19 protein-coding genes are annotated in these 15702 nt (G+C 50.8%); 17 read left to right on the top strand and 2 right to left on the bottom strand.

Going from position 1 to position 15702, the window contains the following annotated elements; genetic code table 11:
* Positions 1-30: 30 nt before the first annotated feature.
* From cheY to BZG83_RS02640, 8 genes are read left to right on the top strand one after another with little or no spacing between them, the layout of a single operon-like run.
* Entirely contained in the window at positions 31-399 is a 369-nt protein-coding gene (gene cheY / locus BZG83_RS02675) for a chemotaxis response regulator CheY (RefSeq protein WP_069587163.1), read from the top strand.
* Positions 400-429: 30 nt separating this feature from the next.
* A complete protein-coding gene (locus BZG83_RS02670) occupies positions 430-1155 on the top strand; it encodes a protein phosphatase CheZ (protein ID WP_077479268.1) in 726 nt (241 codons plus the stop codon).
* A gap of 9 nt (positions 1156-1164) precedes the next feature.
* Positions 1165-3393 carry a chemotaxis protein CheA gene (locus tag BZG83_RS02665; RefSeq protein ID WP_077479267.1) on the top strand — a complete coding sequence of 743 codons (2229 nt, stop codon included), beginning with the start codon at positions 1165-1167 and terminating at the stop codon, positions 3391-3393.
* A gap of 18 nt (positions 3394-3411) precedes the next feature.
* Positions 3412-4545 carry a protein-glutamate methylesterase/protein-glutamine glutaminase gene (locus tag BZG83_RS02660; RefSeq protein ID WP_077479266.1) on the top strand — a complete coding sequence of 378 codons (1134 nt, stop codon included), beginning with the start codon at positions 3412-3414 and terminating at the stop codon, positions 4543-4545.
* Between the two features lie 10 nt (positions 4546-4555).
* Positions 4556-5338, top strand: coding sequence for a ParA family protein (locus BZG83_RS02655; protein ID WP_077479265.1), 783 nt, complete (start codon positions 4556-4558; stop codon positions 5336-5338).
* Positions 5325-6497 (top strand): chemotaxis protein CheW, encoded by a 1173-nt coding sequence (locus BZG83_RS02650; protein ID WP_077479264.1) that lies wholly within the window; start codon positions 5325-5327, stop codon positions 6495-6497. Before BZG83_RS02655 ends, BZG83_RS02650 begins: the two co-directional genes overlap by 14 nt.
* A gap of 34 nt (positions 6498-6531) precedes the next feature.
* Positions 6532-7020, top strand: a complete 489-nt coding sequence (locus tag BZG83_RS02645) for a chemotaxis protein CheW (protein ID WP_069587175.1) — start codon at positions 6532-6534, stop codon at positions 7018-7020.
* Entirely contained in the window at positions 7020-7454 is a 435-nt protein-coding gene (locus BZG83_RS02640; RefSeq protein ID WP_077479263.1) for a DUF2802 domain-containing protein, read from the top strand. Before BZG83_RS02645 ends, BZG83_RS02640 begins: the two co-directional genes overlap by 1 nt.
* Here the strand turns inward: BZG83_RS02640 and BZG83_RS02635 are convergent, their stop codons facing one another.
* Both BZG83_RS02635 and BZG83_RS02630 read right to left on the bottom strand, forming a co-directional pair.
* On the bottom strand, positions 7455-7751 hold the full coding sequence (locus BZG83_RS02635; protein ID WP_077479262.1) for an EscU/YscU/HrcU family type III secretion system export apparatus switch protein: 297 nt from the start codon (positions 7749-7751) through the stop codon (positions 7455-7457). It abuts the gene before it with no gap.
* A gap of 2 nt (positions 7752-7753) precedes the next feature.
* On the bottom strand, positions 7754-8554 hold the full coding sequence (locus tag BZG83_RS02630; RefSeq protein ID WP_077479261.1) for a flagellar hook-length control protein FliK: 801 nt from the start codon (positions 8552-8554) through the stop codon (positions 7754-7756).
* Positions 8555-8675: 121 nt separating this feature from the next.
* Here BZG83_RS02630 and ccmA point away from each other — a divergent pair, with 121 nt between their 5' ends.
* The 9 genes from ccmA to ccmI are packed head-to-tail and all read left to right on the top strand — an operon-like array spanning position 8676 to position 15635.
* A complete protein-coding gene (ccmA, locus tag BZG83_RS02625) occupies positions 8676-9296 on the top strand; it encodes a cytochrome c biogenesis heme-transporting ATPase CcmA (protein WP_077455493.1) in 621 nt (206 codons plus the stop codon).
* Positions 9293-9961 carry a heme exporter protein CcmB gene (ccmB, locus tag BZG83_RS02620; protein WP_077479260.1) on the top strand — a complete coding sequence of 223 codons (669 nt, stop codon included), beginning with the start codon at positions 9293-9295 and terminating at the stop codon, positions 9959-9961. Before ccmA ends, ccmB begins: the two co-directional genes overlap by 4 nt.
* Positions 9962-9989: 28 nt before the next feature.
* Entirely contained in the window at positions 9990-10727 is a 738-nt protein-coding gene (locus BZG83_RS02615; protein WP_077479259.1) for a heme ABC transporter permease, read from the top strand.
* A complete protein-coding gene (gene ccmD / locus BZG83_RS02610; RefSeq protein ID WP_077479258.1) occupies positions 10727-10933 on the top strand; it encodes a heme exporter protein CcmD in 207 nt (68 codons plus the stop codon). The genes BZG83_RS02615 and ccmD overlap by 1 nt, the downstream gene beginning before the upstream one ends.
* The gene (ccmE, locus tag BZG83_RS02605; protein WP_069587187.1) at positions 10930-11415 is read left to right on the top strand and encodes a cytochrome c maturation protein CcmE; all 486 of its coding nucleotides are present in this window, start codon (positions 10930-10932) and stop codon (positions 11413-11415) included. The genes ccmD and ccmE overlap by 4 nt, the downstream gene beginning before the upstream one ends.
* The gene (locus BZG83_RS02600; RefSeq protein ID WP_069587188.1) at positions 11412-13382 is read left to right on the top strand and encodes a heme lyase CcmF/NrfE family subunit; all 1971 of its coding nucleotides are present in this window, start codon (positions 11412-11414) and stop codon (positions 13380-13382) included. The genes ccmE and BZG83_RS02600 overlap by 4 nt, the downstream gene beginning before the upstream one ends.
* Complete coding sequence (locus BZG83_RS02595) at positions 13379-13930, top strand: DsbE family thiol:disulfide interchange protein (protein ID WP_077479257.1); 552 nt, start codon at positions 13379-13381, stop codon at positions 13928-13930. Before BZG83_RS02600 ends, BZG83_RS02595 begins: the two co-directional genes overlap by 4 nt.
* The gene (locus tag BZG83_RS02590) at positions 13927-14427 is read left to right on the top strand and encodes a cytochrome c-type biogenesis protein (protein ID WP_077479256.1); all 501 of its coding nucleotides are present in this window, start codon (positions 13927-13929) and stop codon (positions 14425-14427) included. The genes BZG83_RS02595 and BZG83_RS02590 overlap by 4 nt, the downstream gene beginning before the upstream one ends.
* A complete protein-coding gene (gene ccmI / locus BZG83_RS02585; RefSeq protein ID WP_077479255.1) occupies positions 14424-15635 on the top strand; it encodes a c-type cytochrome biogenesis protein CcmI in 1212 nt (403 codons plus the stop codon). Before BZG83_RS02590 ends, ccmI begins: the two co-directional genes overlap by 4 nt.
* Positions 15636-15702: the final 67 nt, after the last annotated feature.

The raw sequence follows: 15702 nt of genomic DNA, 5'->3' as shown, positions 1-15702 counted from the left end.
ACCTCACCGGAGGCAACCTTGGATAAAAACATGAAAATTCTCGTTGTTGATGATTTTTCAACAATGCGCCGTATCGTAAAGAATCTTCTTCGTGACTTAGGTTTCAACAATACCGTTGAAGCGGATGACGGCTTAACAGCGCTGCCAATCCTCAAAAAGGGCGGTATTGATTTTGTCGTGACCGATTGGAATATGCCTGGAATGCAGGGGATCGATTTGCTTAAAGAGATCCGAAAGGACGACTCGCTGAAGCATCTCCCTGTATTGATGATCACTGCCGAAGCGAAGCGTGAGCAGATTGTTGAAGCTGCGCAAGCGGGCGTGAATGGTTATATCGTAAAACCTTTTACTGCTGCCACACTAAAAGAGAAGCTCGATAAGATTTTCGAGCGCATGTAATTAGCAAGCGCACAGTAAAAGGTAATCGTCATGATCAATCTGGACCAAGCGAAACAATTGGTCGCGTATCTTGAAAGTGGAGAGCAAGATAACGCTAATGCGCTTCTCGCTGATATCGCGAAAGAGGCGCGAGACCCGCTTTTTAAGGAAGTGGGCAAACTCACCCGCCAATTACACGACTCTATCTCCAACTTTCGCTTGGATCCCAGAATTGGTGATTTGGCGACTGTCGATATTCCTGACGCTCGCGATCGCCTCACCTATGTGATGGAGAAAACTGAGCTTGCGGCCAACCGCACCATGGATGCGGTTGAACGTACCATGCCTATTGCCAGTGAGCTGCAAGATAATTTGCAAGCGGTTAGGCCGAATTGGAACAGCTTGATGCGGGGGGAAATCGCCCTGGATGAGTTTAAAAGCCTTTGCCACAACATCGACGAGTTGTTGACTCAGGTGGAAGGCGGAGCGACAGAGCTTCACGGTCATTTGACCGATATTTTGATGGCTCAAGATTTCCAAGATCTCACCGGCCAAGTGATTCGACGTGTTATCGAACTTGTGCAAGAAGTCGAACAACAACTCGTCGAAATTCTGACGGCATTCGGTATGGAAAGTGACGAGACGGCGGGAGAAGCGCAGTCTCAACAAGAAGATGCCGTTGCGCCGGAAGGACCGATTATTCATCCTGAAGAGCGTGATGACGTGGTCCACAGCCAGGATGATGTCGATGACTTATTATCGAGTTTGGGTTTTTAGAGGTGCGCTATGAGCTTTGAAATGGATGAAGAAATCCTTCAGGACTTTTTGATTGAAGCGGGAGAAATCCTCGAACAGCTGTCTGAACAGCTGGTCGATTTGGAGCGTGCCCCTGATGATTCAGACTTGCTGAATGCCATCTTCCGTGGCTTCCACACCGTAAAAGGTGGGGCGGGCTTTTTGGGTCTTAATGCACTGGTTGACACGTGTCACGGTGCGGAAAATGTCTTTGATACGTTGCGTAACCATGGCCGTGAGTTGACCTCAGACGTCATGGACACCATTTTGCAAGCGTTGGATACCATCAACGATCAGTTTTCAGCGGTTCAAAGTAGTGAAGAGCCGACGGCGGCCTCGCCTGAGTTGCTAGAAGCGCTACATCGCTATGCGAAACCTGCCAGTGCAGACGAGCAAGCGGCTGAGCCTGAACCTGAGCCAGAACCCGAACCAACGCCTGAGCCAGAACCTGAGCCAGAACCTGAGCCTACCCCAGAACCGGAAGCTTCAGCATCGGGTGATGGTGCGATCAGTGGCGATTCAGTCGATGAGATTACTCAAGATGAATTTGATCGCTTACTCGACCAACTGCATGGCGAAGGGAAAGCGCCAACAGCAGGCGGTGACGATAGCCAAGATAAGCCGGATGTAGTTGCAGACACCGAAGCTGACAGCGGTGATATCACCGATGACGAATTCGAGAAACTGCTAGACGATTTACACGGCGCGGGTAAAGGCCCCGCGGCAAATAGCAACGACACACCGGAGCAGAGCGCGCCTGAAAAAGCGCCTGCCAGTGGCGGTGGTGATGAATTCATCGATGATGATGAGTTCGAAAAATTGCTTGATGATTTACACGGGAAAGGCAAAGGACCGGCCGCGGGCGATACGCCGCCAGCAGCGGCAAAAGCAGAAGCGCCTAAACCTGAGCCGAAGCCAGAACCGAAGCCAGAACCGAAGCCAGAACCCAAAAAAGCGGAACCCGCTAAACCCAGTACGCCTGCTAAGGCGGGGGCTGGCAATAAAGCGCCGGCTGCGACAGAAAAAGCACCGGAGAAAAAACCACCTGCCGCCCCACAGCAGGAGCAAACCGTTCGCGTTAATACCTCAACCCTCGATGCCATCATGAATATGGTGGGGGAATTGGTCTTGGTACGTAACCGCTTAGTGAGCTTGGGGCAAAGTAGCAACAACGAGAGCATGTCCAAAGCGGTCACTAACCTTGATGTGGTCACCGCCGATCTTCAAGGCGCGGTCATGAAAACGCGCATGCAGCCAATCAAAAAAGTATTTGGTCGTTTTCCACGCGTGGTACGTGATTTAGCGCGCAGCTTGAAGAAAGAAATCGTCCTTGAGATGAAGGGCGAAGAAACCGACTTGGATAAAAACTTGGTCGAGGCATTGGCCGATCCCATGGTCCACTTGGTGCGTAACTCGGTTGACCACGGCATTGAAATGCCAGACGTGCGTGAAAAGGCGGGCAAGCCACGAGTGGGTACCATCACCTTAAAAGCGTCGCAAGAAGRTGACCACATTCTGCTGACTATCGAAGACGATGGTGGCGGTATGGATGCTGAAAAACTGAAAGGCATCGCTGTCGAACGTGGTGTCCTAGATGCGGATGCTGCGGCACGACTGACTAACAGTGAAGCGTATAACCTGATTTTCGCCCCCGGTTTCTCGACCAAAACCGAGATCTCAGATATCTCTGGACGTGGTGTTGGTATGGACGTGGTGAAAACGGGGATCACCAAGCTCAACGGTTCGATTAACATCGACTCTGAGTTGGGACGCGGTACCATTATTGAAATCAAGGTTCCGCTTACGTTGGCAATCCTGCCCACGCTGATGGTGGGCGTCGGTGATAATCCGTTTGCGTTCCCACTGTCGAACGTCAGTGAAATTATCAGCTTAGATATGTCCAAAACCAATACGGTAGATGGGCAGCTTACCTTGATTGTTCGAGATAAAGCCATCCCTATCTTCTTCTTACAAGATTGGTTGTGTAAAGGTCAGTCTGATATCGATAAAACCAAGGGCCATGTGGTGATTGTGCAAATTGCCCATCAACGCATTGCGTTTGTGGTGGACACCTTGTTCGGTCAAGAAGAAGTGGTCATTAAGCCGCTAGATGAACTTCTACAAGGGACTCCCGGTATGGCTGGGGCAACCATCACCAGTGATGGACACATTGCTCTTATCCTCGATGTGCCCAACCTGCTAAAACATTACGCGGGTTAATTTGAGAAAAGGAAGCGCATGGCAGTGAAAGTTCTGGTGGTGGATGATTCAAGTTTCTTCCGCCGCCGCGTCAGCGAGATTATTAACGGCGACCCTAGGCTGGAAGTGATTGATACCGCGGTGAATGGCAAAGAAGCGGTAGAGAAGGTTGCTCAGCTCAAGCCTGATGTCGTGACCATGGATATTGAGATGCCTGTTCTGGATGGCATCTCAGCGGTACGCCAGATCATGGCACAGACGCCGACGCCGATCTTAATGTTTTCGTCTCTGACTCATGAAGGCGCAAAAGCGACCCTTGATGCGCTTGAAGCAGGGGCTTTGGACTTCTTACCCAAGAAATTTGAGGATATTGCGCGCAATCGTGATGAAGCGACCAGCTTGCTTCAACAGCGTGTCCTCGAAATTGCGCGCAAGCGCTCTTTCTTGCGTCGTCCTAGTAAACCAGCACCGAGTGCGACAACAGGACAAACGGCCTCACCTGCGGGCGGCGCACGTGCGCCCGTCCGTCCTGCGGCGCCAAGCCCCGCCCCTGCGGCAAAGTCAAAGGCGCCTGCGCGATTTACCTCAAGCGGTAAGCGTTATCAGCTCATGGCGATCGGCACATCGACGGGTGGGCCCGTCGCACTGCAAAAAGTGTTGACCAAGCTTCCCGCCAACTTCCCATTACCGATTGTGCTGATTCAACATATGCCCGCAACATTTACGGCAGCGTTTGCACAGCGTTTGAATGGGTTGAGTCAGATTACAGTTACCGAAGCCAAAGACGGTGATGCATTAAAACCGGGCCATGCTTACTTAGCGCCGGGTGGCATGCAGATGATGATAGATGGCCGGCCGGGCGCAGCGCGCTTGAAAATTTTAGATGGCGGTGAGCGCATGAACTATAAGCCCTGTGTCGATGTCACCTTTGGCTCGGCGGCCAAAGTTTATGGTGACAAGGTCCTTTCTATGGTGTTGACCGGCATGGGGGCGGATGGCCGAGAAGGCGCACGAATGCTGAAGAGCGCAGGCTCCACCATTTGGGCACAAGACGAAGAAAGCTGTGTCGTTTACGGTATGCCTCAAGCGGTGGCTAAAGCGGGTATTTCATCGGAGGATTTACCGCTCGATCGTATCGCAGAGCGTATTCTGGTTGAGCTGAATTTAAAATAAGGAGTGGGGCTTGATAGTCTGGAGTATCGCCAACCAAAAAGGCGGTGTCGGTAAGACAACCACCACAGTGACACTGGCCGGTTTAATTAGCGAACGAAAAAAGCGCGTTCTGCTGGTGGACACGGACCCGCACGCCTCCTTGTCGACTTATCTAAATTTTGACTCTGAGCAGTTGCCTGCGAGCTTATTTGATCTTTTTCAGCTGCAAACCGTGAATAAAGAAACGGTGAAGCCACTGATTGTGCGCACCCAGTTCGACAACATGGACTTGATTCCCGCGCATATGTCCCTTGCGACACTAGACCGAGTGATGGGCAATCGCGGTGGAATGGGGTTAGTGCTTAAAAAGGCGCTCGATTCACTGGCTGATGAGTACGATTATGTCCTCATTGATTGCCCGCCTATACTGGGGGTAATGATGGTGAATGCATTGGCAGCGAGTCACCGTGTGTTGATCCCAGTACAAACAGAATTTTTGGCAATGAAAGGGTTAGAGCGTATGATGCGCACCCTGCAGATCATGCAGAAGTCGCGAACCTCTAATTTTAACCTAACGATCATACCGACCATGTATGACAAGCGAACTCGCGCATCGTTAGAAACATTGCAAGAGCTTAAAGTGCGTTATAGCGATCAGGTTTGGGCATCGGCGGTGCCCATCGATACCAAATTCCGCGATGCGAGCCTARAACATATGCCTGCGTCGTTTTATGCAAAAAATTGCCGTGGCGTTTTTGCCTACAAGACACTGTTAACATATTTGGAGCGACTGGAGCAGGATGAACAAGCATAATGCCCTATCCAGTGGTCAGGCGCTCGATGATTACTTTGAAGCCTTACTGGATGACTTAGACGAGACCCCAGAACCTCATCAAGATACTGTTGCTGAGGTTAGCGTGCGTCAGTCAGACAGTGAGTCAAGCCGGCAGAAAACGGCGACGCCACTTGACCCAGATTATCAGCTTGAGCCTCAGCCTAAGCTTGCCCCTGATGAGACCGACGTTGAGCCGGTGGCATTTGCTGAGCCAGAACGCGATCTCGCCGAGGTTGAGCGTTTGCTGGCGCAACTGAAAGTGGATGAGGAAGCCGAACTGGCGCAAGCCGAAGCGGAGGTTGAGCCTCAAGTAGAAACGACGACAGAAACAGATACTCCTGATGTGGATACAGTGGTTGAGCCTGACCTTGAGGTTACCACTGACACAGACATTGAGAGCGACATAGAGGTTTCAACGGAGACGTTGCTGGATGAGCCTATCGTTGAAACCGAGGTGACCGAAGAGGTTGCGGTTGAAACAGAGCAGGCGCTCGATCTTGATGCTGAGATAATGACTGAGCCCCAGACCGATCTGGAGGCGGATGTCGCCACTGATACGGAGCTTGAGACTGAGGTAGATCTTGAAACCGAGGTGGAAATCGAGCAAACAGTCGACGTCGACTCAGCAGTGGAGCCTGAGACCCAAGCCGGAGAGGATTTACCGCCAACCCAATGGGAAAATGTGGAAACCGCCTCTGAGTTTCAGGTGTTATTTTTTGAGAGTATGGGCGTGACCTATGCGGTGCCGCTCGCTGAGTTAGGCGGGATCCACCAATTGGGAGATTGCAATCACTTGATCGGACGTCCTGATTGGTATCTGGGTTTACAGACAGAAAAACACCAACAGCTTGATGTGGTCGATACCGCCCGTTGGGTAATGCCAGAAAAACTGGCAGATAATAGCCACAGAGATGACTATAATTACATAGTATTACTGGGTGATAGCAAGTGGGGACTGGCCTGTAATCGCTTGTTGGGCACTCAGGCATTAAGTGGTAAAGCAATTCGCTGGCGCAAGCAAGCCGGAAAGCGGCCTTGGTTGGCGGGTATGGTCAAAGAAAAAATGTGTGCCCTGATCCATGTTCAAGCATTTATTGCTATGTTAAATCAGGGGATTGACGCCAAAGCGATGGCGTAATGATAAATTGCACAGCGCGTAAAGAGGAAAATCAATGTCTCAGGTAGCTGAAGTTCAAAAAGAAGGCGTCAATGACGAGGTATTGCAGTGGGTCACTTTTCAGCTCGAAGAAGAGACCTACGGCATTAACGTCATGCAGGTGCGAGAAGTGTTGCGCTACACCGAAATTGCTCCTGTTCCTGGCGCACCTGACTACGTGTTAGGGATTATCAATCTGCGTGGTAACGTGGTAACCGTCATCGACACACGCTCTCGATTTGGTTTGATGCCGGGCGAAGTCACCGACAATACCCGTGTGATCGTGATTGAAGCGGAAACACAAGTGATTGGTATTATGGTCGACAGTGTCGCTGAGGTGGTGTACCTGAAAACCTCAGAAATTGACACTACACCAAGTGTCGGTACAGAAGAAAGCGCCAAATTTATCCAAGGTGTGAGCAATCGCAATGGCGACTTGCTGATCCTCGTTGATCTCAATAAATTGTTGACCGACGAAGAGTGGAATGAAATGGCAATGCTGTAATGGTTGCGCTGTTATTGACTTGGTTACCTGTCGCAGTGACGGTGGTATTTGCCATCGTCGCTTTGTGGCGTTTGCGGATTGAGCGACGCGCCAGAGAGCGACTTGAAAACAAGTTGCAGGCCATGGAAACGGTATTGAAAAGTGCGCGTCAGCGCCACGACAGTCTAGCTAAGCAGTTCAATGAGCTGCGTGCGGGCAGCATGGGCATGGGACAAAAACTGGCAGACATTGCTACGAATGTTGACGAGTTACTGGAAAAGCAGGTGGAAATTGAAATGCAAGATCCGGGCAGTCGTTTGTACAGTCGTGCCAGCAAAATGGTTGATCTCGGTGCCGATCTCGATGAGCTAATGCATGAGTGTGATTTGCCCAAAGCTGAGGCTGAATTGCTGCTCAATCTACGCAAACGCCAAGCGGCTAATCAACAACGTTAACTAGACTTTGGTGTTGATGGGCTTAGGTCCCTGCCATCCGGGTGGGGTTTTTCCTTCTAATACCCAAGCATAGGCAATCAATTCTGCAACCACGCGGTACAAACTGGGTGGAATGGCCTCGCCAACCTCTAGGCGCTCTAGCCATTTAAGCAAATTCTCATCTTTGTGGATCAAACAGCCTTGTTCGGATAGTGCCTCAATGAGGGCATCTGCCAATTCATTGACTGCCTTTGCTTTGACGCTGGGCGCTTGATAACCATCATATCCTAGCGCAATAGCTCGTTTTGTTTTTTTCATGATCACACCTTTATCGATAAGCCTGCACGACGCGTATCTTGCTCGGGTGGTTGGCTGTCATGGTGAGGGTTGATGGCGATGTCGAGCGGGATGTGTTGCGAAGCCAGGCGCTCTTCTAGCCAAGGCAATGTTGCTTGTAGTCGTTGTTTTAGCGCGTCCGTCGGCGCCGTTAGCAGTAAGCTTCCTCCTTTTCCCTCAAGGTTTACGTCTGCGCGGACATACTGCTTGCCCACAGGTAGATATAAACGTATCTGCCACTGTTGCTTCTCTGGCTTCGCCTTTTTTTCTGATTGACGCCGTTTAACATGTACCCGTACCGGAGGTTTCTCTGGTTCGGCAAATGGCAACACCCATTGCCACTCGCCACTCCGTGCAGACTCTGAGACGCGCTGTTCGGCCATCAGACGTAATACGCCGATTAAGGGACCCGCGTCTTCGTTACGATTTAGCCATTGACGCAATAGGGTTGTTAGTGGTTTGTCAGCAGGGCGATGCGTCAGCCATTGCATCAGTGTCTCAGGATCGAGAGGCTGATGGCTTTTGCTACCGGGTAGTGTCCACAGCGCCAGTAACGACTGCATCATGGCTTGAGTGGCAGGGGGCTGATTCTTTATCGCATTCAATACCGCAGGGAATAGATGAAGTTGTGCCAGTGTGTCAGATAGCGGTGTTGAGCTGCCCGGCGTTAACAGGGTAAATTGGGCATTGGCAAGCAAAGACGCGTCAAGCTTTTGGGCAAGTGCTGGTATCGACATTGGCGGTTTTAACACCAATTGTTGAGGGTTCGTTGTTCCGATCTTCATGGTTTCTCACAATTATTTACGCGAGTCACACTTTGCAACCCTGTGGTAACTAACAGTCATTTTGACCAATGTGGTACTATGCGTCCAATTTTGTAACACAAAGCAGGATGCAACATTTGTCATGTTGGAAGTGAAACAGCTTTGCTGTGTTCGTGATGACCGAGTGTTGTTTGATGCGCTGACATTCTCTCTTTCTCCCGGCGACCTTGTACAAATTGAAGGCCCAAATGGGGCGGGTAAAACCACCTTGTTGCGGATTATCGCGGGGCTGGGACTCGCAGATAGTGGAGAAGTCTGTTGGCAGCAACAGGCGATTACCCAGCAAAGAGATGAATTTTATCGTCACTTACTGTTCTTGGGGCACACCACAGGGGTTAAGCGCGAACTCACCGCGTTCGAAAACCTCTCGTACTACATGAAAATGCATGGTCGAGACGACCAAGCGGCTATTTGGCAAGCGCTTGCCAAAGTCGGCTTAGCGGGACGCGAAGATATTCCTGCCGCACAGTTGTCTGCGGGCCAAAACCGCCGTATTGCGCTTGCGCGTCTTTGGTTGAGCAGCCACCGTAAACTGTGGGTGCTCGATGAACCGCTAACCGCGATCGATAAGCAAGGAGTGCAGGTTCTCGAGTCGGTATTTGAGCGTCATGTCGAGCAAGGCGGGATGGTGCTTTTCACCACTCACCAAGATATGTTTGTCGGCCACCCGTTACTGCAACGTATCCGTCTGGGGGCCCTATGATCAATACGATGTGGCTGATTATCCGCCGAGAATTGAAAGTGGCCTTCCGACAACCATCGGATAGCTTAAATCCGCTGTGGTTCTTTATCATAGTGATCACCCTTTTCCCTCTTGGCGTGGGGCCAGGTGCAAATTTGTTACAGGAGATTGCGCCAGGGGTAATTTGGGTTGCAGCGCTGCTGTCAGCCTTGCTATCTCTAGAGCGTCTTTTTCGTGATGACTATCTGGATGGCTCGCTTGAGCAAATGATGCTGATGCCGTTGCCGTTGCCTCTGGTGGTTATGGCAAAGGTCATCGCACACTGGTTACTGACGGGGCTACCGCTGTTGGTAGTCAGTCCGCTATTGGCATTATTGCTATCTTTGGACTGGAACAGTTACCAAGCTGTCGTGATGACTCTGTTGTTAGGGACCCCAACCCTGAGTTTTGTTGGGGCGATAGGTGTAGCGTTAACGGTTGGATTACGTAAAGGCGGCGTGCTGTTGAGCCTATTGATCCTACCTTTGTACATTCCAGTACTGATTTTCGCGACATCTGCCATCGATATGGCAAGTTTTGGCGCCAACATTAGTGGGCAGTTGGCTATTCTCGGTGCTTTGCTTGCGGGATCCGTGACCCTAGCACCCTTTGCTATCGCCGCAGCATTGCGTGTGAGCGTGAATTAATAATTAATCAGGAAGTAGAGCAATTGTCATGTGGAAGTGGCTTCACCCTTACGCAAAACCGGAAAATAGTTATCGTTTATGTGGGAAACTCATCCCGTGGTTTGCGGTGCTCGCCGGGCTGAGCTTAGTCATTGGTTGTATTTGGGGCTTGGCGTTCGCGCCTGCTGATTACCAACAAGGCGATAGTTTTCGCATTATTTATATTCACGTGCCCGCGGCCATTTGGTCAATGGGCGCCTATCTGTCGATGGCCATTGCAGCCTTTATTGGGCGAGTCTGGCAACTCAAAATGGCAGACTGGGCGGTGGGCGCGATTGCCCCTGTTGGTGCCGTCTTTACCTTTATCGCCTTGATCACTGGGGCGATTTGGGGCAAGCCCATGTGGGGAGCTTGGTGGGTATGGGATGCGCGGCTCACCTCTGAATTGATCCTGCTTTTCCTCTACATCGGTGTCATGGCGCTGTATAACGCGTTCGATGATGCGCGTATGGCAGCCCAAGCGGCGGGAATATTGGCGATGGTGGGGGTGATTAACCTGCCGATCATTCATTTCTCTGTCGAGTGGTGGAACACCTTGCATCAAGGCGCCACGATTACCAAATTTGCCCGCCCGTCAATTGCGTCAGACATGCTCTGGCCATTACTGGTTTGCTTGGTTGGATTTGCTAGCTTTTTTGCCACGTTGACCTTAATGGGATTGCGGAATCAGATCGTGTTGCGCGAGTCACACCGCCCTTGGGTGCGGGCCTTGGTGGAGGACAAATAATGCATTTTGATAGCATGAGTGCTTTTTTGGCGATGGGAGGCTATGYCGATTACGTGTGGAGTGCGTTTGGCATTACCGCACTGGCATTAATTGCACTAGTTATTGGTTACCATCGTACCCATAAGAAACGGCTTGAAGCTGTAAAAAAACAAATGGCGCGAGAAAAACGCATTAAAGATGCCCAAGCACTGGAGAACACCTTATGACCCCTCGTCGTAAAAAAAGGCTTTGGATCACGCTTGCCTTATTGGTGGGTGTATCAACCACAATGGGGTTAGTGCTCTATGCACTGAACCAAAATATGGACTTGTTCTATACGCCAACCGAAATCGTTCAAGGTAAGCCGGATGGCAGCAAGCCTCAAGTGGGGCAACGACTTCGCATTGGCGGCATGGTCGTAGAAGGGTCGGTCAAACGCGATCAAGAGTCGCTGCAAATTCAATTTGATGTCGCTGATGTTGGTCCTGCTGTTACCGTCACATACGAGGGAATTCTGCCGGATTTGTTCCGCGAAGGGCAGGGGATTGTCGCGCAAGGTGTGCTGGTTGATTCGCGTACGGTAAAAGCCAGTGAAGTGCTGGCAAAGCATGATGAAGAATACATGCCACCAGAGATTGCTGAAGCGATGCAAAAAAGCCATCAACCGCTCGAATACACCGACCAACAAAAGCAAGGTAGTCAATTATGATTGTTGAGCTGGGGCATTTTGCGCTGATCCTCGCCTTGGGATTAGCGCTGTTATTGAGTTTTTATCCCCTTTATGGGGCCAGCCAAGGCCACGAAGGTATGATGAAAATGGCACGGCCTTTATCGGTCGCCATGTTCGCCATGTTGCTCTTTTCATTCATCGCATTAAGTTGGGCATTTTATACCAATGATTTCACCGTTGCCTATGTGGCAAGCAACTCCAACAGTGCATTACCCTGGTACTATCGGCTGACTGCTGTTTGGGGCGCTCATGAAGGCTCTTTGCTACTTTGGGTATTAATTCAAGCTTTGTGGACCGTCGCGGTGGCGGTGTTTAGTCGCGGGATGCCACTGTCTTCCATTGCGCGTGTACTCGCAGTGATGGGGATGATCTCGGTCGGCTTTTTGCTGTTTATTATTTTGACCTCAAACCCTTTCGATCGCACCTTGCCTTACTTTCCTGTTGATGGTCGCGATTTGAATCCGCTTCTGCAAGATCCCGGTTTAATTGTTCATCCTCCGATCCTCTACATGGGCTATGTAGGCTTTTCGGTGGCATTTGCCTTTGCGATTGGGTCTTTAATTGCTGGCCGGTTAGATACGGCTTGGGCGCGCTGGTCCCGTCCTTGGACAACGGCGGCCTGGTTGTTCTTAACCCTAGGTATTGCGTTAGGCTCTTGGTGGGCTTACTACGAACTTGGCTGGGGCGGCTGGTGGTTCTGGGATCCGGTAGAGAACGCGTCGTTTATGCCTTGGCTTGCGGGAACGGCATTAATGCATTCCCTAGCGGTGACGGAAAAGCGCGGCACCTTTAAAGCGTGGACCGTTTTACTCGCCATCGCAGCGTTCTCATTGAGCTTACTGGGCACCTTCTTGGTGCGCTCAGGCGTGCTGGTGTCTGTTCACTCGTTCGCGTCAGACCCTGCGCGAGGGCTGTTCATTCTAGGCTTTTTGGTTGTCGTTATTGGCGGGTCTCTGCTGCTTTATGCCTTACGGGCATCGGAAGTGCGGGTACGAACGAAAGTGTCACTCATCTCACGTGAAAATGCGCTACTCGTCAATAACACCCTGTTGATGACTGGGTTAGTGGTTGTCTTGATTGGTACCTTATTACCCTTGGTACACAAGCAACTCGGATTAGGATCGGTCTCGATTGGTGAGCCCTTCTTTAATTTCCTATTCGCGTGGTTGATGTTGCCTTTTGCCTTCTTCCTTGGCATCGGTCCCCTGATCCGCTGGAAGCGAGACAAGCTGAGCACCCTCGCGAAACCGATGTGGATTAGCGGTCTGGTCTCGGTTGTGTTTGGGGTGGCGACCATTGCCCTCCTCGCAGACAGCTTTAAAGCAATGGCGGCAATGGGCATCACTATGGCCGCGTGGATCACCCTTCTTCACGGCTATGAGCTTTATATTCGTGCGACCCATCGACATGCCTTTATGGTTGGGATCCGTAAGCTAGGCCGCAGTCACTGGGCGATGGTCCTCGGTCATATTGGTCTTGCCATCACTATCATTGGGGTCGCAATGGTCGAAAACTACGATATCGAACGTGATGTGAAGATGGCGCCGGGGAGCAGTGTCACGTTAGAAGGTTACACCTTTAACTTCACCGATTTGTCCCATAAAGATGGTCCTAACTACGATGGTTTCGTGGCGTCGTTCGATGTCTATCGCGGCGAGCGTTTTATTAATCACCTTGAAGCGGAGAAGCGTTTTTATCGTGTTCAGCGTTCAATGATGACCGAAGCTACCATCGATCGCGGCTTAACGCGCGATCTCTATATTGCCATGGGGGAAGAACTTCCTGATGGCTCTTGGGCGATGCGTCTTTACTACAAGCCCTTTGTGCGTTGGATTTGGTTTGGCGCCATTGTCATGGCGGTGGGTGGCGCTTTGGCGATCAGTGATAAACGCTATCGCTTCCGTCGCCAGACCAAATCGACTCACGTGAAGGAGGCGCGGGCATGAGAAAAGCATTGCTGTTTTTACCGCTGGTGCTCTTTGCCGCCTTGGCGTTCTTTTTTGTTTCGCAATTGGAGAAGAATGCCCAAGGGGACGATCCCACCAAACTGGAGTCGGTGTTGGTCGGACAGCCTGTGCCTGAGTTTCGTCTTGAAGATCTGAAAACGCCAGACAAAGCCTACGATCAGGCCATTTTTAACGGCGAGCCTTTATTGCTGAATGTGTGGGCAACCTGGTGCCCGACTTGTTACGCTGAGCACCAATTCTTGAACAAATTGGCATCGCAAGGTGTGAAGATCATCGGCCTAAATTACAAAGATGATCGTGCGAAGGCAGTAAAATGGCTAGATAACCTCGGCAATCCCTATCAGATCAGCTTGTATGATGGCGATGGGATGTTAGGGCTTGATCTGGGGGTGTACGGTGCGCCTGAAACCTTCCTCATTGATGCCAATGGCATCATCCAATATCGCCATGTGGGTGATGTGAATGCCTCTAATTGGGCGCAGACCTTAGGTCCGATGTATCAGTCACTCAAGGAGGAGGTGCAATGAAACGATTCGCCTTACTGTGCGTGCTATGGATGAGTGCGGCATTTGCATTGGCCAATGCTATCGATGTCTATGAATTTGACTCGCCAGAGCAAGAAGCGCGTTTCAGAGCCCTGACCCATGAGCTGCGTTGTCCTAAGTGTCAAAACAACAGTATCGCTGACTCCAATGCAGAGTTAGCACAAGATCTGCGTCAAAAGGTGCATCAAATGCTTCAGCAAGGGCGCAGTGATGAAGAGATCTTAAGCTTTATGGTGGCACGCTACGGTAACTTCGTAAGGTACAACCCACCGCTGACGGCATCCACCTTGATCTTATGGTTAGCACCCGCACTGGTGTTGGTGTCGGGTATCGGAGTGGTGATTGTGCGCAGCCGTCGCCATAAACAGGCCGAAAAGACCTCGCTGAGTGAGGATGAACAGCAACGCTTGCAGGATTTGTTAGCGTCGTCAGACGATTCAGAACAGGCAGATAATAATCATAACAAGGAGCCCAAATGATGGAGTTTTGGAGTGCCACCTTGGTGCTGTTTATTCTTGGTGCAGTGATGTTTCTGTGGCCGTTATGGCAAAAAAAAGACCATGATCATCAAGCAAGCCGAGATGCTCTGAACAAAGCCTTTTATTTTGATCGTGTGAACGAAATTAAGGCGGAGAGTGCGGAAGGCCTGATTGAGAACGAGCAAGATCTCACTCAGGATTTACAGCAATCGTTACTGGACGACATTCCGGAAAAGGAAAAAGCACGACAAGCGCGCCATTTGCGTTTATCACCCATGCAGTGGATTCCTGGATTGATTGTATTGGCGGTGGTGAGTTTTGGCTTATATGGCGTCAAAGGCAGTGCTAACCAAGTAGCTGATTGGCAGGCCACTGCGGAAAACTTACCAGCGTTGTCTAAGAAGCTTTTAAATAATGATCAGCCCATGTCACAGCAGGAGATGCAAGATCTGACCTTAGCGCTTCGTACCCGTTTGCAGTATGAGCCAGATGACAGCACCGGTTGGTTGCTATTAGGCCGTATTGGCCTTGCAAACCGTGATAGGGAAACGGCCAAAGGAGCGATGGAAAAAGCCTACGCGTTATCACCCTCTCGCCCCGAAATTCAGATAGGGTTGGCGCAAGCCTTATTGTTTGCCGGATCGGAGGTCGACAGTGGCCGTGCAGAAACCTTACTAAGATCGGTGGTGAGTGAAGACCCGTTTAACTTGCAAGCCATGTCGTTACTGGCCTATCAAGCGTTTGAGCAAAGCCGATTTAATGATGCGATTGCGACGTGGAAAGCAATGAAAACCTTGATTGGCCCTGATGACCCACGAAACGAAACACTGGATCAATCCATCGCGCGCGCTCAGTTGGCTCTTAACGCCGCGCAAGGAGCGGCGGTAGAGGTGAAGGTGAGCCTTGGCGAGGATGTCACCCTCCCTGACAATGGGGTACTTATCGTGTCTGCCCATGAGTCGGCGCAAGCGCCTATGCCATTGGCGGCAAAGCGCTTACCGCTTTCTAAATTTCCGGTAACCGTTCGTTTGTCTGATACCGACAGCTTAAATCCCAATCGTGCGCTATCTTCTCCAGAGACGTTAGTGATCAAGGCGCGCATTGACGCGGATGGCAATGTTGCTACAAAAAACGGTGATTGGGTAGGAAGCAGTCAGCCGGTTAAAATCGGTCAAGCAGCAAGCGTGACAATCGACAAACAGCAATAATCACGACAAAATAGACTTCTTTGCGTAAAAGGCTGGGCTTGCCCAGCCTTACTATTAGGGAAATGAA

This window comes from Salinivibrio sp. PR919 (genome assembly GCF_001995355.1).
GTDB lineage: Bacteria > Pseudomonadota > Gammaproteobacteria > Enterobacterales > Vibrionaceae > Salinivibrio > Salinivibrio proteolyticus.
Note: the sequence above shows the minus strand (reverse complement) of the source record. Positions and strands in the feature narration are given on the sequence as shown.